Raw genomic sequence first — 15832 nt, 5'->3', positions numbered from 1 at the left:
ATGAACTCGACCCCGGCAGCGCAGCCCTGGACGACGCTCCTGGCGCAAGAGGTGCGGCCCGCGGGAGGTGCCGCGCTCGACCAGATCTTCATCGCCTCCGGCGGCGCCACCGCGCTCACCCTGCTGCTGCTCCTGCTCGGCTGGGGGCACCGCACCGGGCGGACGCAGCTCCTGGCGCGGCTCGCCGAGCGCTCCCAGCGGGTGCTGCCCGGCGGGCTGCCCGGCTGGGTCGCGCTGCCGCAGATCATCGCGATGATCTCGCTGCTCACCGCGCTGCTCGGGATGTACTGGGACATCTCCCTGCACATCACCCACGGCCGGGACGAGGGCCCGCTGGCCAACGTCGCGCACTACCCGATCCTCATCGGGCTGTTCGGGCTGTTCGCCGCGGGGATGCTCGCCGTCGTGCTGCCGAAGGGCGAACCCGTCGGCCGCGCCGCCATCCGCATCACCCGCGACTGGCACGCCCCGATCAGCGGGGTGCTGCTGGCGGGCGCCGGGTTCTACGCGCTGTTCGGCTTCCCCCTCGACGACGTGTGGCACCGCATCTTCGGCCAGGACGTCACGCTGTGGGGGCCGACGCACCTGATGCTCATCGGCGGCGCCGGGCTGTCCCTGGTCGCGGTGGTGCTGCTGGAGCGCGAAGGCAGGCTCGCCCGCCCCGACCTCGGCGAACCGCGCGCGCTGTCCCGGTTCGTGCACCGCGGCATGGCCGTCGGCGGGCTCCTCGTCGGCCTCTCCGTGTTCCAGGCCGAGTTCGACTACGGCGTGCAGCAGTTCCGGATGGTGCACCAGCCGTTCCTGATCGCGGTCGCGACCGGCTGCGCGCTCGTCGTCGCCCGGCTGTGGGCCGGGCGCGGGGCGGCGCTGTTCGCCGTCGGGTTCTACATCCTGGTGCGCGGCGGGGTCGCCGTGTTCGTCGGGCCGATCATCGGCGAGGAGTTCGCCGTCATCCCGCTGCACCTGGTCGAAGCGCTCTGCGTCGAGCTCGCCGCGGTGTTCCTCGCCCGGCGCGCGCTGGCGCTCGGCGCGGTGTCCGGGCTGCTCATCGGCACCGTCGGCTACGCCGCCGAATACGCCTGGACCCAGGTCGCGTTCCCGCTGCCGTGGACCCCGGACATGGCCGCCGAAGGCGCCGCGATGGCCGTCGCGGGCGGCGTCTCCGGTGGCGTGCTCGGCGCGCTGCTGGCGCTGGCGCTGCGCGGCGCGCTGCCCCGGCCGAAGCTCTCGGTGCCGCTGTTCGGCGGCTCCCTCGTGGTGATCGCGCTCGCGGTGACCAACGCGCTGATCGGCACCTCGCCCACCGTGCACGCCGACGTGGCGCTCACCGACGTGCGCGGCGGGCCGCAGGACCGCACCGCGCAGGCCGTGATCCGGATGAGCCCGCCCGGCACCGGGCAGGACGCCGCCTGGCTCACCACCACCGGCTGGCAGGGCGGCGGCCTGCACGTCGACCGGCTGGTGCCGATCGGGCCGGACACCTACCGCACGACCCGGCCGATGCCGCTGCACGGCACCTGGAAGACCATGATCCGGTTCCACCAGGGCCGGGCGCAGGTCGCGATCCCCGTCTACATGCCCTCGGACTCGGCCATCGGCCTGCCCGCGGTGCCCGCCGACGCGCACTTCAGCCGCGACTCGCAGCCCGAGTGGCAGGTGCTGCAGCGCGAGACCAAGCAGGATGTCCCGTCCTGGCTGTGGGTGGTGGCCTCGCTGGTCGTGCTGGCCTGCTCGCTGGCCCTCGTGCTGGCGCTCGGCTGGGGCGCGCAGCGCATCGCGCGCGTCGGCGCCGACCGGCCCGAGGTGATCGAGCCCGAACCGGCGGCGGAGGGGGCGGCGCGGTGATCCTCGCGGGCACCCAGATCCTGGCCAGCCATCCGATCATCACGGCCGTGCCGTTCTTCGTGCCCACCTTCGCGGTGCTCGCCGTCGTCGGCGTCATCGTCTACCGGGACCGCCGCAGGCCCCACGACGAGGAGGCGGCGGCGGACGGCGGCACGGGTGCGGACGGCGCGGGCGCCCCGGACGCAGGCACCGGCCGCTCGGACGACGACGGCGGCGACTCGTCCGGAGCCGATTGCGACACCGCGACCCGGGCCGGTGACGACACCGCGACCGGAGCCGGTGACGACGCCGTGACCCGGGGCCGGTGACGACGCCCCCGACCGGGGCCGGTGGCGACGCCGCGCGCGGAACCTCCGCGTGGGACACCACCGGCCACCCCGGCACCACCGCTCCCGGCGGCCCCGCCACCACCCGCGACCCCGCCGACGGCTGAGCCGGCCCGGTCACCGCGGGTTCGCGGCAGCGCCCGCACCAGGTCCGCCGCGGAGCTCGGTCGAGGGAAATCCCCGAAGTCGACCGTGTGGCTCTTGTCACACTCGGCGCGGCGCGGGCACTCTCGGAGACGTCGATGCGACGACCCGTACGAGAGGTGCTCGCCCATGGCTTCGACGACCGAACTGACCGATGTGCAGCGGGTGCTGGGGCAGCTGCGCAGCAGCGTAGGCATGCTCCGTTCGCGGTACGGCGACGCTGCGGCCGTGCGCCGCCTGAGCAACGATGTGGAACGACTCGAGATCGACCTGGCCGAGCTGTCCGCCCTGCCCGCCCCGCGCCGCGAAATGGCCTGCGGCGAAACGGTGATGGTGCCGGACACGCCCTACGACCCGTCGCTGTGGCGCGACGCCGACGACGAAGGGGTCGGTGGCCGCCAACCGCACTGAGCAGGCCGGCGCGGGCGGGCGACGGCGCCGAGCCCGCACCGGACTCCCGGGCACAACACGAGATCGAGGACCACCAGGCCCACCGGACACCGACGACGAGGTCAGCCATGTCCGCACTCCCCGGTATCGATCCGTTCGGCGCCGAACCCGCGCACCCGCCGGGCACCCCGGACCCGCGCACCCGGCGCACCGACCGGTGGTGGCTGGCGCCGCTGCTGACGGCCACCGGGCTGGGGTTGTTCCTGGTCTACGGCCTGATCCGCACCTTCATGAACAGCGCGTACTGGGTGCCGGAGTACCACTACCTGGCGCCGTTCTACTCGCCGTGCCTGAGCGCGGCCTGCGTGCCCGGGGCGAGCCACTGGGGGCAGCCGTTCCCCGCGCTCGGGCCGCTGCTGCCGCCGCCGGTGTTCGTGCTGCCGTTCGTGTTCGGGTTCCGGTTGACCTGCTACTACTACCGCAAGGCCTACTACCGCTCGTTCTGGCTGGCACCGCCCGCGTGCGCGGTCGCCGAACCGCACCGCACCTACACCGGGGAGACCCGGCTGCCGCTGGTGCTGCAGAACTTCCACCGGTACTTCTTCTACGCGGCGCTGCTCGTCGCGGGCGTGCTCACCTACGACACGGCCATCGCGTTCCGCGGTGCCGACGGCGGGTTCGGGGTGGGGCTCGGCACGGTGCTGATGGTGGTGAACGTGCTGCTGCTGTGGGCGTACACGCTGTCCTGCCACTCGTGCAGGCACCTCGTCGGCGGCCGCATCAACCACTTCTCCAAGCACCCGGTGCGCTACTGGCTGTGGACGAAGGTGACCGCGCTCAACGCCCGGCACATGCAGCTGGCGTGGGCGTCGCTGATCTCGGTGGCGCTGGTCGACCTGTACGTGCTGCTGCTCGCCTCGGGAGCGTTCCCCGACCCCCGACTGTTCAACTGAAGGGCCCGCGATGCGGATCGAGCAGCACGACTACGACGTGATCGTGATCGGCGCGGGCGGTGCGGGGCTCCGCGCGGCCATCGAGACCCGGCAGCGCGGGCTGCGCACGGCGGTGGTGTGCAAATCGCTGTTCGGGAAGGCGCACACCGTGATGGCCGAAGGCGGCATCGCCGCGTCCATGGGCAACGCCAACCCGCACGACGACTGGCAGGTGCACTTCCGGGACACCATGCGCGGCGGGAAGTTCCTCAACAACTGGCGGATGGCGGAGCTGCACGCGCGGGAAGCGCCGGAACGCGTGTGGGAGCTGGAGACCTACGGCGCCCTGTTCGACCGCACCGCCGACGGCAGGATCAGCCAGCGCAACTTCGGCGGCCACCAGTACCCGCGGCTCGCCCACGTCGGCGACCGCACCGGGCTGGAGCTCATCCGCACCCTGCAGCAGAAGATCGTGTCCCTGCAGCAGGCCGACTTCGCCGAGCACGGCGACCACGAGGCGCGGCTGAAGGTGTTCCCCGAGTGCACCATCACCGAGCTCCTGAAGGACGCCCCGGACGGGAGCATCGCCGGGGCGTTCGGCTACTGGCGGGAGAGCGGCCGGTACCTGCTGTTCCGCGCGCCGGCCGTGGTGCTCGCGACCGGCGGCATCGGCAAGTCCTTCAAGGTCACCTCGAACTCGTGGGAGTACACCGGCGACGGGCACGCGCTGGCGCTGCGCGCCGGAGCCCAGCTGATCAACATGGAGTTCGTGCAGTTCCACCCGACCGGCATGGTGTGGCCGCCGAGCGTGAAGGGCATCCTCGTCACCGAATCCGTGCGCGGCGACGGGGGAGTGCTGCGCGACGCGGCGGGCCGCCGGTTCATGTTCGACCACATCCCCGAGGTGTTCAAGGACGCCTACGCCGACACCGAGGACGAGGCCGACCGCTGGTACGACGACCCCGAACACCACCGCAGGCCACCGGAACTGCTGCCGCGCGACGAGGTGGCGCGGGCCATCAACACCGAGATCGGGGCGGGCCGCGGCACCGAGCACGGCGGCGTGTTCCTGGACATCGCGAGCCGGCTCGGCCCGGACGAGATCCGGCGCAGGCTGCCGTCGATGCACCACCAGTTCCGCGAGCTCGCCGACGTCGACATCACCGCCGAGATGATGGAGGTCGGGCCCACCTGCCACTACGTGATGGGCGGGGTCGAGGTCGACCCCGACACCGCGGCCTCCGGGGTGCCGGGGCTGTTCGCGGCCGGGGAGGTCGCCGGCGGCATGCACGGTTCGAACCGGCTCGGCGGCAACTCGCTGTCCGACCTGCTGGTGTTCGGCAGGCGCGCCGGGATCGGCGCCGCCGAGCACCTCGCCACCGCGGGCGGGCCCGAACCGCGCGAGTCCGATGTGGACGATGCGGCGCGGCGGGCGGAACAGCCCTTCGACCCCGCCGCGGGCGAACCGGAGAACCCGTACGCGCTGCACGCCGAACTGCAGCAGGTGATGAACGACCTCGTCGGCATCATCCGCACCGGCGAGCAGATGCGGGACGCGCTGCGGCGGCTGCACGCGCTCGACGAGCGGGCCCGGCACCTGACCGTCGAGGGCAACCGGCAGTTCAACCCCGGCTGGCACCTCGCCCTCGACCTGCGGAACATGCTGCTGGTCAGCGAATGCGTGGCCCGCGCCGCCGTGCAGCGCACCGAGAGCCGCGGCGGGCACACCCGCGACGACCACCCCGGCATGGTCGCCGACTGGCGCCGCACCCTGCTGGCCTGCTCCCTCGACCGGGACGGCGTGCGCGTCGACGAGCAGCGCCAGGTGCCGGTGCGACCCGACCTGCTGGACCTGTTCACCGCCGACGAACTGCGCAAGTACTTCACCGACGAGGAACTCGCGGGCTGAGGAGGCCGAATGAGCTACCTGGCGCACCTGCGCGTGTGGCACGGCGACGCCGACGGCGGCGCGCTGCGCGACCACGTCGTCGAAGCCGAGGAAGGGGAGGTGGTGCTCGACCTGGTGCACCGGCTCCAGGCCACCGAATGCCCCGACCTGGCGGTGCGCTGGAACTGCAAGGCGGGCAAGTGCGGTTCCTGCTCCGCCGAGATCAACGGCAAGCCCAAGCTGATGTGCATGACGCGGATGTCCACGTTCGCCACCGACGAGATCGTCACCATCACCCCGCTGCGCACCTTCCCGGTGATCAAGGACCTGGTGTGCGACGTGTCGTTCAACTACGTCAAGGCCCGCGAGGTCCCCGCGTTCGAACCGCCCCCCGGCCTCGAACCCGGCGAGTACCGGATGCAGCAGGTCGACGTGGAACGCTCGCAGGAGTTCCGCAAGTGCATCGAGTGCTTCCTCTGCCAGGACGTCTGCCACGTGATCCGCGACCACGAGGACAACAAGGAGGCGTTCTCCGGGCCGCGGTTCCTGATGCGGCAGGCCGAGCTCGACATGCACCCGCTGGACGCCCGCGACACCGACCGCGCCGAGGAGGCGCGCACCGAGCACGGGCTCGGCATGTGCAACATCACCCGCTGCTGCACCGACGTGTGCCCCGAGCACATCCAGATCACCGACAACGCGCTCATCCCGTTGAAGGAACGTGCCGCGGACCGCTACTACGACCCGCTGCTGCGGCTGTTCCGCAAACGCCGATGACACCCGCTCGCGCATTTCGGGCGGCGATGTGATCGGATGCAATGCGCACGGCGGAAGATCGGCTGTCCGATCTGTTTCGCGGTGAACCACCACGTTTCACATGGCGGGAATCGTGCACTTACGGTGATTCGTCTGAATGCATACGGTGATCGCGCATTCGAAACGGTCTTTTCGGGCGGTGATCGGGGTGCGCGGAGCGCTGGCTCCCGGGGTCAGGCTGAAATCGACCGGTGCGGCGTCCGTTTCAGCAGGCGGCAGGAGCGCGCCGTGGCCCACCTGGTCGCTGAGCTGCGGCAGCAGCGCCGCCCTCCACGTTTTTCCCGCGCTTTCCCAGCTTGAACAGTAGGCCGCCGAGTCCGCCGTGGGAATGATGGCAAACTCCCGGTGCGTGTCCCTCGGCACTTTCGCCTGAATCGCTCCCAATATGCAGGAAAACGCCAGTTGGGGACTGTCAAGATGGGGATCTTGAGCGGCATCTCCGCACGTCGAGAAGGGGTGGCGGGTTCTAGCCACGTCTTTGTTCGAGCCCGATGCGCTGGTTACGTTCCTGGCATCCGAGTCAATTAGAGCAATCGACTCCAGTGCCTCGGGCGGTGCGTCCGCCGGGAAACTTGTCGGTTCGTGACGGAGGGAATCCCGTGAAGAAAATGCTGTTCGGTGCCGGCGCCGGTCTGTCGGCCGCGGCGCTCGTGGTCGCAGCGGTCCCCGCACTCGCCGCCGCCCCGCAGGAAGACCTGGCCCCGCTGACCATGCACACGGCCAACGCCGCCGGTGCCGGCGACTCCTTCGTCGTCAACCTCGCCGACGGTGCCGACGCCGCCGCGGTCGCCCAGGAACTCGGCGTGCAGACCGAGCACGTCTACAACAACACCCTCAACGGGTTCTCGGCGACGCTGAGCCCGCAGCAGCTGCACGACGTCCGCGCCAACCCGGCCGTCGACGGCGTCTCGCAGTCCTTCCGCATCCAGGTGGAGAACCCGCACGCCGCGGCCACCGGCTCCTGGGGCCTCGACCGCATCGACCAGCCGGAACTGCCGCTGGACGACAGCTACACCCCGGCCCAGACCGGCCAGGGCGTCACCGCGTACGTCATCGACACCGGCCTCGCCGTCAACCACCCCGACTTCGAGGGCCGCGCCTCCATCGGCTTCGACGCCACCGGTGGCGACGGTGCCGACGTCCAGGGCCACGGCACCCACACCGCGGGCACCATCGGCTCCAAGACCTACGGCGTCGCGCCCGGCACCGAGCTGGTCGGCGTGAAGGTCCTCGGCGACGACGGCAGCGGCACCACCGACGACATCATCGCCGGCCTCGACTGGGTCGCCGAGAACGCGGACGGCCCGTCCGTCGCGAACATGTCGCTCGGCGGCAGCAAGGACCCGGCCCTCGACGAGGCCGCCACCGGGCTGGTCAACAAGGGCGTGTTCCTCGCCGTCGCGGCCGGCAACGAGTCGCAGGACGCCGAGAACGTGTCCCCGGCCAGCGCCGAGGGCGTGTTCACCACCGCGGCCTCGGACAAGACCGACACCTCCGCCGAGTTCACCAACTTCGGCGAGACCGTCGAGGGCTACGCGCCCGGCGTCGACATCACCTCCACCGTGCCCGGTGGCGGGACCGAGTCGATGGACGGGACCTCGATGGCCAGCCCGCACGTGGCCGGTGCCGGTGCGCTGTTCCTCGAAGCCAACCAGGGTGCCGCCCCGGCCGACGTGATCAAGGGCCTGCAGAGCGGGGCCTCGACCGGCGTCATCCAGGGTGCGCCGCAGGGCACCATCGCCGACCTCCTGCAGGTCGACGCGGGCTGACGCCCAGCACGATTCCGGTGTGGCCGGGCATCGACCCGAGAGGCGATGTCCGGCCACATTCTTGACCTCCTTCTTGATCGGTCAATGTCGACCGCCGACCCGCCGCGCCCCCGAGCGCGGCAGGCGGTCGTCACCCGCGGCGCCGGAGCAGCGCCGCCTCGCGTGACACCGCCTGATGCAGACAGTGGTTCGCGGTCCTGGCTTGACCAGAGGAAGTGCGGCTGAGATGTACGAGCTCTTCATGGCCTTCGACGGCTTCGTCCCCGCCCTGACGGTCCTGTTCCCCCTCGCCGTGCTGGTCGCCGCCGCGTCCGGCACGGTGCGCAGCAACCGGCTCCGATCCGTATCCCCGGTGCACGACCCGCTGATCGACGCGCTGCTCGTGTTCGCCGTGCTGTTCACCGGGTACCTCGTCTTCTACCCCCAGCCCGAGATCGCCGACCGCGTGGAGGTCGAGCTGGGCAACGACCTCTACACCGCGCTGCGGGCCGCGCCCGGGGACGTCCGCCCGTGGGTGCAGCTCGGCGGGAACCTGATGCTGCTGATCCCGATGGCCACGCTCGTGCCGCTGCGGGTCCGCTGGTTCGACGGCTTCGGCAAGATCGTCATCGGCGGAATGCTGACCGCGCTCACCATCGAGACCGTCCAGTTCTTCTGCATTCCCGGCCGCGTCGCCTCCACCGACGACGTCGTGCTCAACACCCTCGGTGCCGCAGCCGGCGGCCTCGTCGTCTGCGCCGGTTGGCGACGCGCCGAAGTCCAGCTGCCCGGGCCGAACCACCGCAGCGCCGAGCCGGACGATGCGCAGACCACCGTGTGGCGGATCATCGAGAAGATCGAGCACGAGCGCCGGCCCGGAGCCGGGCTCGGCGCGGAGACCCCCGGTGGTGGCGCCGCGCGCGATCGGCTCGCGGCGCCCCGGACGCGGAACGCCGCGATGCCCGACGATCGGCCCGCTCGTGGCGTCGTGGTGCGCGCCGGTCGGCCCGACCGCATGGCGGCCGCCGGTCGAGGCGGAGGCGGGGTCGTGGGAACCGCTGCTCGGTCCGAACGCGAGGTCGTGGGAACCGCTGCTCGGCCTGCGCGGGCCGGCGAGGCCGCGCGCGTGCCCGCGGCTCCGGTCGCGCGCGGCGCGGGAGCACCGGACGGCCGGTTCGCCCGCGGCTCCGGAGCGCCCGCGCCCCGCGCCGGGGCCGCCCCGCAAGCCCGCTTCCCGCAGAACCCGGCACCCGCCCCCGGCGCCCCGGCCCGCCGCCCCCGGCCCGACCCCGGCGCGGCACGCCCCGACGGCCGCCCGGCGCACGACCACACCCCCGCGGTCCCGGCCCCCGCGGGCCGAGCAACGGCCCGCCTCCGCTGACCAGACCTCGCGGTTCGATGGCCTGGGAGGTGCGTGTGCGCGGGTGGAGCGAACGGACCGTTCGTCCCGTCCGGTTGGTCGGACGGTCCGTTCACTCACAGGTCGGCGCGTCGTCCCGGGGTTGGAGCGAGCGGACCGTTCGTCCCACTCGGTTGGTCGAGCGGTCCGTTCACCCGAGGGGCAGGCACGTCTGGAGCGGCGCGGGCCAGTGCGGGCTTTCGTGCGGAGTGAACGGACTTTTCGTCCCGTCCGGTTGGTCGGACGGTCCGTTCACTCGGGTCCGGCGGCTTGGTCGGTGCGCGCGGCGGGTGGAGTGAACGGACTCTTCGTCCCATTCGGTCGGTCGAGCGGTCCGTTCACCCGAGGGGTGGCGGGACGGCTCGGGGGTGAACGGACCGTTCGTCCCGTCCGGTCGGACGAACGGTCCGTTCACCCGAGGACGGTCGAGCGAGGGCGCGGTCGAGCCCGGTGGCCGGGCGGCCCGCACCTGCTCCGCCCGGCCACCGGGAACCACCCGGCGGCCGAATCGCCGGGTGGAATCCGGGTCAGTCCTTCGCGGCCCGATCGGTGGGCGTCCCCTGCAAGGCCTGGTTGCGGGCGCTGAACGAGCGGCCGAGCGCGGCGACCTCTTCCTCCATCTGGGGCATGATCTTGCGCAGCGACGGAGCCATCAGCTTGGCGACGAGCTTCGAGGACGGCAGGTTGCGCAGCCAGTGCATCAGCATGATCGTGCGCGGCACGTAGACCCGCCGGGAGCGGCGCTCCACGCCGTTGGCGAACGCGGTGCCGCACTTCTCGACCGTGGTGGTGGAGTGCATCGGCCACGGCAGCCGCTTGCGCATCTCGCTGTAGCTGCGCAGGTCGGTCTTCATGTCGCGCACCAGGTCGGTGTCGATCCACGACGGGTGCGCGGTGCCGACCGCGACGCCGAGGTGCTGGACCTCGGAGTGCAGTGCGCTGGCCAGCGCGTCGGCGCCCGCCTTGCTCGCGGTGTAGGCGGCCATGCCGCCGATCGGTGCGAACGCCGACAGCGAGGACACGACCAGGACGTAGCCGCGCTGCTCGATGAGGTGCGGCAGTGTGAGCCGCGCCGTGTGGAAGACGCCGTTGAGGTTCACGTCGACGGTCTTGGTGAACCCGTGCGGGTCGCCGTTGAGCACGGTGCCGAGCGGGGCGATGCCGGCGTTGGCGATCACCGCGTCGATGCGGCCGTGGGCGGCGACGGTGCCGTCGACGGCGGCCTGCAGCGAGTCGGGGTCGGTGACGTCGGCCTCGAACCAGGTGTGGCCGTCGCCGAGCTCGGCGGCGACGGCTTCGAGCTCGTCGGGTTCGAGCCCGATCAGGGACACCTTGGCGCCGCGGCGAGCGAGTTCCCGCGCGGTCTGCGCTCCGATGCCGCGAGCGGCACCGGTGATGAGGACGACTTTGCCGGACGTCGTTGACGGCATGCGCGCTCCCGATTTCCTGTGCGGACCTTCACCTACTCCGAAGTAGCCTACCGTCAGTAGCTTACTTTCGGTAGATCCAGCGCCGCGCCCGGAAACGGCCACGAACGACACGGGTGAACGGCCCGTTCGTCCAGCTCTACTGGACGAACGGTCCGCTCACCCCAGGCGGGAACCCGTGCAGCGGGGCGTGATCGCCGCGCCCGCCGGTCACCGCCGAAGCCGGGTGAACGGCCCGTTCGCCCAGCGGGATCGGACGAACGGTCCGCTCACTTCACCGGAAGTGCGCCGCCAGGGGAGTGCGCGCCGAGTCCGCACCGCGCCAGGTGAACCGCCCGCCGAGCCCGAGCGAACGGCCCGTTCGTCCAGCTGCATCGGACGAACGGGCCGTTCACTCGCGGGGTGCCGCGGTCAGAGGGCTTCGAGCTCGGCGCGCTCCGCGTCGTGCTCGTCGAGGGTGCGCTCGGCCAGGGCGCGCATCTGCTCGGCGGAGCCTTCCTGCAATTCGGATTGGGCGAGCTGCTCGGAGCAGTCGTAGAGCTCGGCCACCACCTGCTTGAACGGGGCGGTGAACTCGGTGCCGCGCGCGGTGCGCAGCTGCTCCACCAGGTCGGGGTGGGGGAGCCCGGACTGCTCGTCCTCCTCGGCGACCAGGTCCTCGGGCGCGCTGCCGGACGGGGCGCCTTCGACGGCGGTGAGCCAGGCGGTGAGCTCGTCGGCCTCGGCCTGCCGTTCCGGGGCGATGCGCGCCGCGAAGGTGGCGACCCGCTGCTCACCGGAGTCCTGGGCGAGCGAGGTGGCTTCGAGCAGCAGCTGGTGGTGCGCGAGCAGCCTGCGGGCGAACTCCTGGTCGGTGCCGGTGTGCGCGGCGTCCTCGGGCTCGTCGGGGGTGTCCTCGTCACTGGTCGCTTCGCTCATGTCCTCGTCGGCGGGCGGCGATCCGGGGGCGGGCGGTGGCGGCGCGGGCTGCTCCGCCGGGCCGCAGCCGGTGAGGACGAGTCCGCAGGTCAGCACGGCTCCGGCCAGCACCCGCAGCGGTGCGGGCGGTCCCGTCCGGTGGCGCCGCCGCGACCGGGGGGACCGATCGAACAAGGCTCGCTGCACGTCCGCCCTCTCCCGAAGCTGGTGATCGTCTCCGGCCGGTCGGTGGCCGGGCTGCCGGGGCCCAGGCTAACGATCGAGGACCCCGCGGTCGCCAGGGTGCGCCGACGCGGCGGCCGCCGCGCGGTGTCACCTGCCTCTCACCGCAGGTGACCTTGCGCGAAGCGATGACTAGGGTGGCTACGGCCCGGCCGCAGGAGCACGCGGCGGCCGGACTACTATCCGCAGACGGCAGCGATCGTGCCGGGCGCAGGCCACCTGATTCCTGGGCGCGTCGCAGCCGACGCGCCGACCCGACCGGGTCGGGCGGTCCCGCCAGCGGGTCCGCGCAATCACGAGGAACAGTGCAGGAGGCACCGTGACGGCCGTCGCGCCACAGCCGATAGCCACGCGCCCCTATCCGGCGCGCCAAACGGTCAAGGGGTCGTTCCTGGCGCGGATGTTCCGCACCACCGACCACAAGCAGATCGGCATCCTCTACCTCGTCACCTCGATCGCGTTCTTCATCGTGGGCGGGTTGATGGCGATGCTGATCCGCGGGGAGCTGGCCGTTCCCGGGATGCAGTTCCTGTCCCAGGAGCAGTACAACCAGCTGTTCACGATGCACGGCACGATCATGCTGCTGCTGTACGCGACGCCGATCCTGTTCGGCTTCGCGAACTACATCCTGCCGCTGCAGATCGGTTCGCCGGACGTCGCGTTCCCGCGGCTGAACGCGTTCGGCTACTGGCTCTACCTGTTCGGTGGGCTGGTCGTCGTGAGCGGGTTCCTGCTGCCGGGCGGTGCCGCGGACTTCGGCTGGTTCGCCTACACGCCGCTGTCGGACGCCCTGCACTCGCCGGGCCACGGCGCGGACTTCTGGGTCGCCGGGCTCGCCGTGTCCGGTCTGGGCACCATCCTCGGTGCCGTCAACATGGTCACCACCGTGGTCTGCCTGCGCGCACCCGGCATGACGATGTGGCGGATGCCGATCTTCACCTGGAACATCCTGGTCACCAGCGTGCTGATCCTGATGGCCTTCCCGATCCTGACCGCGGCCCTGATGGGTCTGCTGGCGGACCGGCAGCTGGGTGCGCACGTGTTCGACCCCGCCAACGGCGGCGTCATCCTGTGGCAGCACCTGTTCTGGTTCTTCGGGCACCCCGAGGTCTACATCGTGGCGCTGCCGTTCTTCGGCATCGTCTCGGAGATCTTCCCGGTGTTCAGCCGCAAGCCGCTGTTCGGCTACACCGGCCTGGTGTACGCGACGCTGGGCATCGCGGCGCTGTCCGTCGTCGTGTGGGCGCACCACATGTACGCGACCGGCGCGGTGCTGCTGCCGTTCTTCTCGTTCACCACGTTCCTCATCGCCATCCCGACCGGCATGAAGTTCTTCAACTGGATCGGCACCATGTGGCGCGGCCAGCTGACCTTCGAAACGCCGATGATCTTCAGCGTCGGGTTCCTGGCGACGTTCCTGTTCGGCGGTCTGACCGGCGTGCTGCTGGCCGCCCCGCCGATCGACTTCCACGTGTCCGACACGTACTTCGTGGTGGCGCACTTCCACTACGTGCTCTACGGCACGATCGTGTTCGCGACCTTCGCCGGGATCTACTTCTGGTTCCCGAAGATGACCGGTCGCATGATGGACGAGCGCCTCGGCAAGCTGCACTTCTGGCTCACGTTCATCGGCTTCCACACCACGTTCCTGGTGCAGCACTGGCTGGGCAACGAGGGCATGGTCCGCCGGTACGCGGACTACCTGGAGTCGGACGGCTTCACCGCGCTGAACACGCTGTCCACCGTGGGTGCGTTCATCCTCGGCGCCTCGATGCTGCCGTTCCTGTGGAACGTGTTCAAGAGCTACCGGTACGGCGAGATCGTCGACGTCGACGACCCGTGGGGCTACGGCAACTCCCTGGAGTGGGCCACGTCCTGCCCGCCGCCGCGGCACAACTTCACCGAGCTGCCCCGGATCCGGTCCGAGCGCCCGGCGTTCGAGCTGCACTACCCGCACGTCGCCGAGCGGATGCGCCTCGAAGCCCACGTCGGCCTCACCGGCAAGCCGCTGGCGCACGCCGCGCCCTCGGAGAAGGCCGCCCAGGCCGTCACGCCGCCCGAGCAGGGCGGGGACCGCGACGCCAGGGAGAAGTGACCGCACCCACCGGCGGCACCGCGGGAGCGCAACGTGATGTGCGCGCTATCGCCGCGCCACACCGCTGTGCCAAGGTGAGTCGGCTCTGAAGTACGAGCCCCGGCAGACCCCAGGTCTGCCGGGGTTTCTCGTGTTCCCGACCGGAAAGGAGTGCCGGCAGCCGTGAGCACGCCGAAACCCACCACCGTGCTGATCACCGTCACCGGGCAGGACAAGCCGGGGGTCTCCTCCGTGCTCTTCGCCGCGCTCACCGCGCACGGGGTGGACATCGTCGACGTCGAACAGGTCGTCATCCACGACCGCCTGGTGCTCGGCGTGCTGGTCTCCACCGGAGGCGACGCCGAACACCTCCAGGAAGCCGTCGAGCAGGCCATGGCCACCGTCGGCATGTCGGTGGACGTGCTGATCGGCGCCCCCGACGGGGACCCGGCGAAGCAGGCCGCCACGCACGTCGTCGTCGTGCTCGGGCACCCGGTGTCCGCGCGCAGCTTCACCGAGGTCGCGCGCCGCCTCGCCGCGATGAACGTCAACATCGACTCCATCCGGCGCGTCGCCGACTACCCCGTGACCGGGCTCGAACTTCAGGTCACCGCCCCCGACTCCAGCGACGAGATGGGGGCGCTGCTCACCTCCGAGATGGGCGACCTGTCCGCCGGGCTCGGCGTGGACGTGGCCGTCGAGCGGGCCGGGCTGACCCGGCGGGCCAAGCGGCTCGTCGTGTTCGACGTGGACTCCACGCTCATCCAGGGCGAGGTCATCGAGATGCTCGCCGCCAAGGCCGGCTGCGAAGAAGCGGTCCGCGAGGTCACCGAGCGCGCCATGCGCGGCGAACTGGACTTCGCCGAGTCGCTGCGGGAGCGCGTCGCCGTGCTCGAAGGGCTGCCCGCCACCGTGCTCGACGAGGTCGCCGCCGACCTCGAACTCACCCCCGGCGCCCGCACCACCGTGCGCACCCTGCGCAGGCTCGGCTTCCACACCGGCGTCGTCTCCGGCGGGTTCACCCAGATCATCGACCACCTCGTCGCCGAGCTCGGGCTCGACTTCAGCGCGGCCAACGAGCTGGAGGTCGTCGACGGCAAGCTCACCGGCCGCGTCCTCGGCGAGATCGTCGACCGGCCCGGCAAGGCCCGCGCGCTGCGCCGGTTCGCTGCCGAGTTCGGCGTGCCGCCCGGCCAGTGCGTCGCGGTCGGCGACGGTGCCAACGACATCGACATGCTCTCCGCCGCCGGGCTCGGCGTCGCGTTCAACGCGAAGCCCGCGCTGCGCGAGGTCGCCGACACCGCGCTGTCCCACCCGTTCCTCGACGCGATCCTGTTCGTGCTCGGCGTGACCCGCGCCGAAGTGGAACTCGCCGACGCCGAGGACGGCGTGCTGCGGCGCGTCCCGCTCGAAGCCTGAGCCGGAACCAGAACCACCCCGTGATCGTTCCTTCGAGTGGAGATCACGGATCGAACGGAGATGACCACGTGGACGAGGTGTCCTTGCGCATCGAGGCGGCGCCGGAGCAGGTCTACGACCTGCTCGCCGACATCACCCGGATGCCGGAGTGGAGTCCGGACCTGTGGCGCTGCAGCTGGCGCGGGAAGGTGCGGGAACCCGTCGTCGGAGCCCGGTTCATCGGCTTCAACAAGACCGGTTTCCCGACGCCGAACGTCATCGAGAGCGCCCAGCCCGCGTAGGAC

General features: G+C 71.5%; 15 protein-coding genes. 12 read left to right on the top strand and 3 right to left on the bottom strand.

Annotated features, from left to right (window positions below; all coding sequences use genetic code 11):
* The 7 genes from ABZ805_RS23185 to ABZ805_RS23155 all read left to right on the top strand — a co-directional run bounded on the left by ABZ805_RS23185 (position 1) and on the right by ABZ805_RS23155 (position 6302).
* Positions 1-1845: a hypothetical protein gene (locus ABZ805_RS23185; RefSeq protein WP_358443931.1), complete on the top strand. Its 1845-nt coding sequence runs from the start codon at positions 1-3 to the stop codon at positions 1843-1845.
* The gene (locus tag ABZ805_RS23180; RefSeq protein ID WP_358443929.1) at positions 1842-2153 is read left to right on the top strand and encodes a hypothetical protein; all 312 of its coding nucleotides are present in this window, start codon (positions 1842-1844) and stop codon (positions 2151-2153) included. Before ABZ805_RS23185 ends, ABZ805_RS23180 begins: the two co-directional genes overlap by 4 nt.
* A complete protein-coding gene (locus ABZ805_RS23175) occupies positions 2150-2278 on the top strand; it encodes a hypothetical protein (protein ID WP_358443928.1) in 129 nt (42 codons plus the stop codon). Before ABZ805_RS23180 ends, ABZ805_RS23175 begins: the two co-directional genes overlap by 4 nt.
* Before the next feature lie 166 nt (positions 2279-2444).
* Positions 2445-2726 (top strand): hypothetical protein, encoded by a 282-nt coding sequence (locus tag ABZ805_RS23170; RefSeq protein WP_358443926.1) that lies wholly within the window; start codon positions 2445-2447, stop codon positions 2724-2726.
* Positions 2727-2833: 107 nt separating this feature from the next.
* Positions 2834-3658: a hypothetical protein gene (locus ABZ805_RS23165; protein ID WP_358443923.1), complete on the top strand. Its 825-nt coding sequence runs from the start codon at positions 2834-2836 to the stop codon at positions 3656-3658.
* A 10-nt stretch (positions 3659-3668) separates the two neighbouring features.
* The gene (locus ABZ805_RS23160) at positions 3669-5546 is read left to right on the top strand and encodes a fumarate reductase/succinate dehydrogenase flavoprotein subunit (RefSeq protein ID WP_358443921.1); all 1878 of its coding nucleotides are present in this window, start codon (positions 3669-3671) and stop codon (positions 5544-5546) included.
* A gap of 9 nt (positions 5547-5555) precedes the next feature.
* Positions 5556-6302, top strand: a complete 747-nt coding sequence (locus ABZ805_RS23155) for a succinate dehydrogenase/fumarate reductase iron-sulfur subunit (RefSeq protein ID WP_358443919.1) — start codon at positions 5556-5558, stop codon at positions 6300-6302.
* Between the two features lie 96 nt (positions 6303-6398).
* On the opposite strand, the gene ABZ805_RS23150 is transcribed toward ABZ805_RS23155, so the two are convergent.
* Positions 6399-6704, bottom strand: a complete 306-nt coding sequence (locus tag ABZ805_RS23150; RefSeq protein WP_358443916.1) for a hypothetical protein — start codon at positions 6702-6704, stop codon at positions 6399-6401.
* Between the two features lie 245 nt (positions 6705-6949).
* Here ABZ805_RS23150 and ABZ805_RS23145 point away from each other — a divergent pair, with 245 nt between their 5' ends.
* Both ABZ805_RS23145 and ABZ805_RS23140 read left to right on the top strand, forming a co-directional pair.
* Positions 6950-8110, top strand: coding sequence for a S8 family serine peptidase (locus ABZ805_RS23145; RefSeq protein WP_358443913.1), 1161 nt, complete (start codon positions 6950-6952; stop codon positions 8108-8110).
* Positions 8111-8336: 226 nt separating this feature from the next.
* On the top strand, positions 8337-9470 hold the full coding sequence (locus ABZ805_RS23140; RefSeq protein ID WP_358443910.1) for a VanZ family protein: 1134 nt from the start codon (positions 8337-8339) through the stop codon (positions 9468-9470).
* Between the two features lie 545 nt (positions 9471-10015).
* On the opposite strand, the gene ABZ805_RS23135 is transcribed toward ABZ805_RS23140, so the two are convergent.
* Together ABZ805_RS23135 and ABZ805_RS23130 are read right to left on the bottom strand one after the other, a co-directional pair.
* Entirely contained in the window at positions 10016-10918 is a 903-nt protein-coding gene (locus ABZ805_RS23135) for an SDR family oxidoreductase (RefSeq protein ID WP_358443908.1), read from the bottom strand.
* A 408-nt stretch (positions 10919-11326) separates the two neighbouring features.
* A complete protein-coding gene (locus tag ABZ805_RS23130; RefSeq protein ID WP_358443905.1) occupies positions 11327-12019 on the bottom strand; it encodes a DUF305 domain-containing protein in 693 nt (230 codons plus the stop codon).
* 355 nt (positions 12020-12374) lie between these two features.
* On the opposite strand from ABZ805_RS23130, the gene ctaD reads away from it, so the two are divergent.
* From ctaD to ABZ805_RS23115, 3 genes are all read left to right on the top strand, one after another.
* On the top strand, positions 12375-14150 hold the full coding sequence (gene ctaD, locus ABZ805_RS23125; protein ID WP_358443902.1) for a cytochrome c oxidase subunit I: 1776 nt from the start codon (positions 12375-12377) through the stop codon (positions 14148-14150).
* A 162-nt stretch (positions 14151-14312) separates the two neighbouring features.
* Positions 14313-15548: a phosphoserine phosphatase SerB gene (serB, locus tag ABZ805_RS23120; RefSeq protein WP_358443899.1), complete on the top strand. Its 1236-nt coding sequence runs from the start codon at positions 14313-14315 to the stop codon at positions 15546-15548.
* Between the two features lie 68 nt (positions 15549-15616).
* Positions 15617-15829 carry an SRPBCC family protein gene (locus tag ABZ805_RS23115; protein ID WP_358443896.1) on the top strand — a complete coding sequence of 71 codons (213 nt, stop codon included), beginning with the start codon at positions 15617-15619 and terminating at the stop codon, positions 15827-15829.
* Positions 15830-15832 lie beyond the last annotated feature (3 nt).

Origin of the sequence: Saccharopolyspora sp. NPDC047091 (assembly GCF_040643635.1) — a bacterium.
Classification (GTDB): domain Bacteria; phylum Actinomycetota; class Actinomycetes; order Mycobacteriales; family Pseudonocardiaceae; genus Saccharopolyspora_C.
This window is presented reverse-complemented; position numbering and strand designations above follow the sequence as displayed.

Excerpts from the sequence above, each read along its gene's own strand:
- ABZ805_RS23185 (WP_358443931.1), top strand. The coding sequence starts at position 1 with ATGAACTCGACCCCGGCAGCGCAGCCCTGGACGACGCTCCTGGCGCAA.
- ABZ805_RS23170 (WP_358443926.1), top strand. The coding sequence starts at position 2,445 with ATGGCTTCGACGACCGAACTGACCGATGTGCAGCGGGTGCTGGGGCAG.
- ABZ805_RS23165 (WP_358443923.1), top strand. The coding sequence starts at position 2,834 with ATGTCCGCACTCCCCGGTATCGATCCGTTCGGCGCCGAACCCGCGCAC.
- ABZ805_RS23160 (WP_358443921.1), top strand. The coding sequence starts at position 3,669 with ATGCGGATCGAGCAGCACGACTACGACGTGATCGTGATCGGCGCGGGC.
- ABZ805_RS23155 (WP_358443919.1), top strand. The coding sequence starts at position 5,556 with ATGAGCTACCTGGCGCACCTGCGCGTGTGGCACGGCGACGCCGACGGC.
- ABZ805_RS23145 (WP_358443913.1), top strand. The coding sequence starts at position 6,950 with ATGCTGTTCGGTGCCGGCGCCGGTCTGTCGGCCGCGGCGCTCGTGGTC.
- ABZ805_RS23140 (WP_358443910.1), top strand. The coding sequence starts at position 8,337 with ATGTACGAGCTCTTCATGGCCTTCGACGGCTTCGTCCCCGCCCTGACG.
- ABZ805_RS23135 (WP_358443908.1), bottom strand. The coding sequence starts at position 10,918 with ATGCCGTCAACGACGTCCGGCAAAGTCGTCCTCATCACCGGTGCCGCT.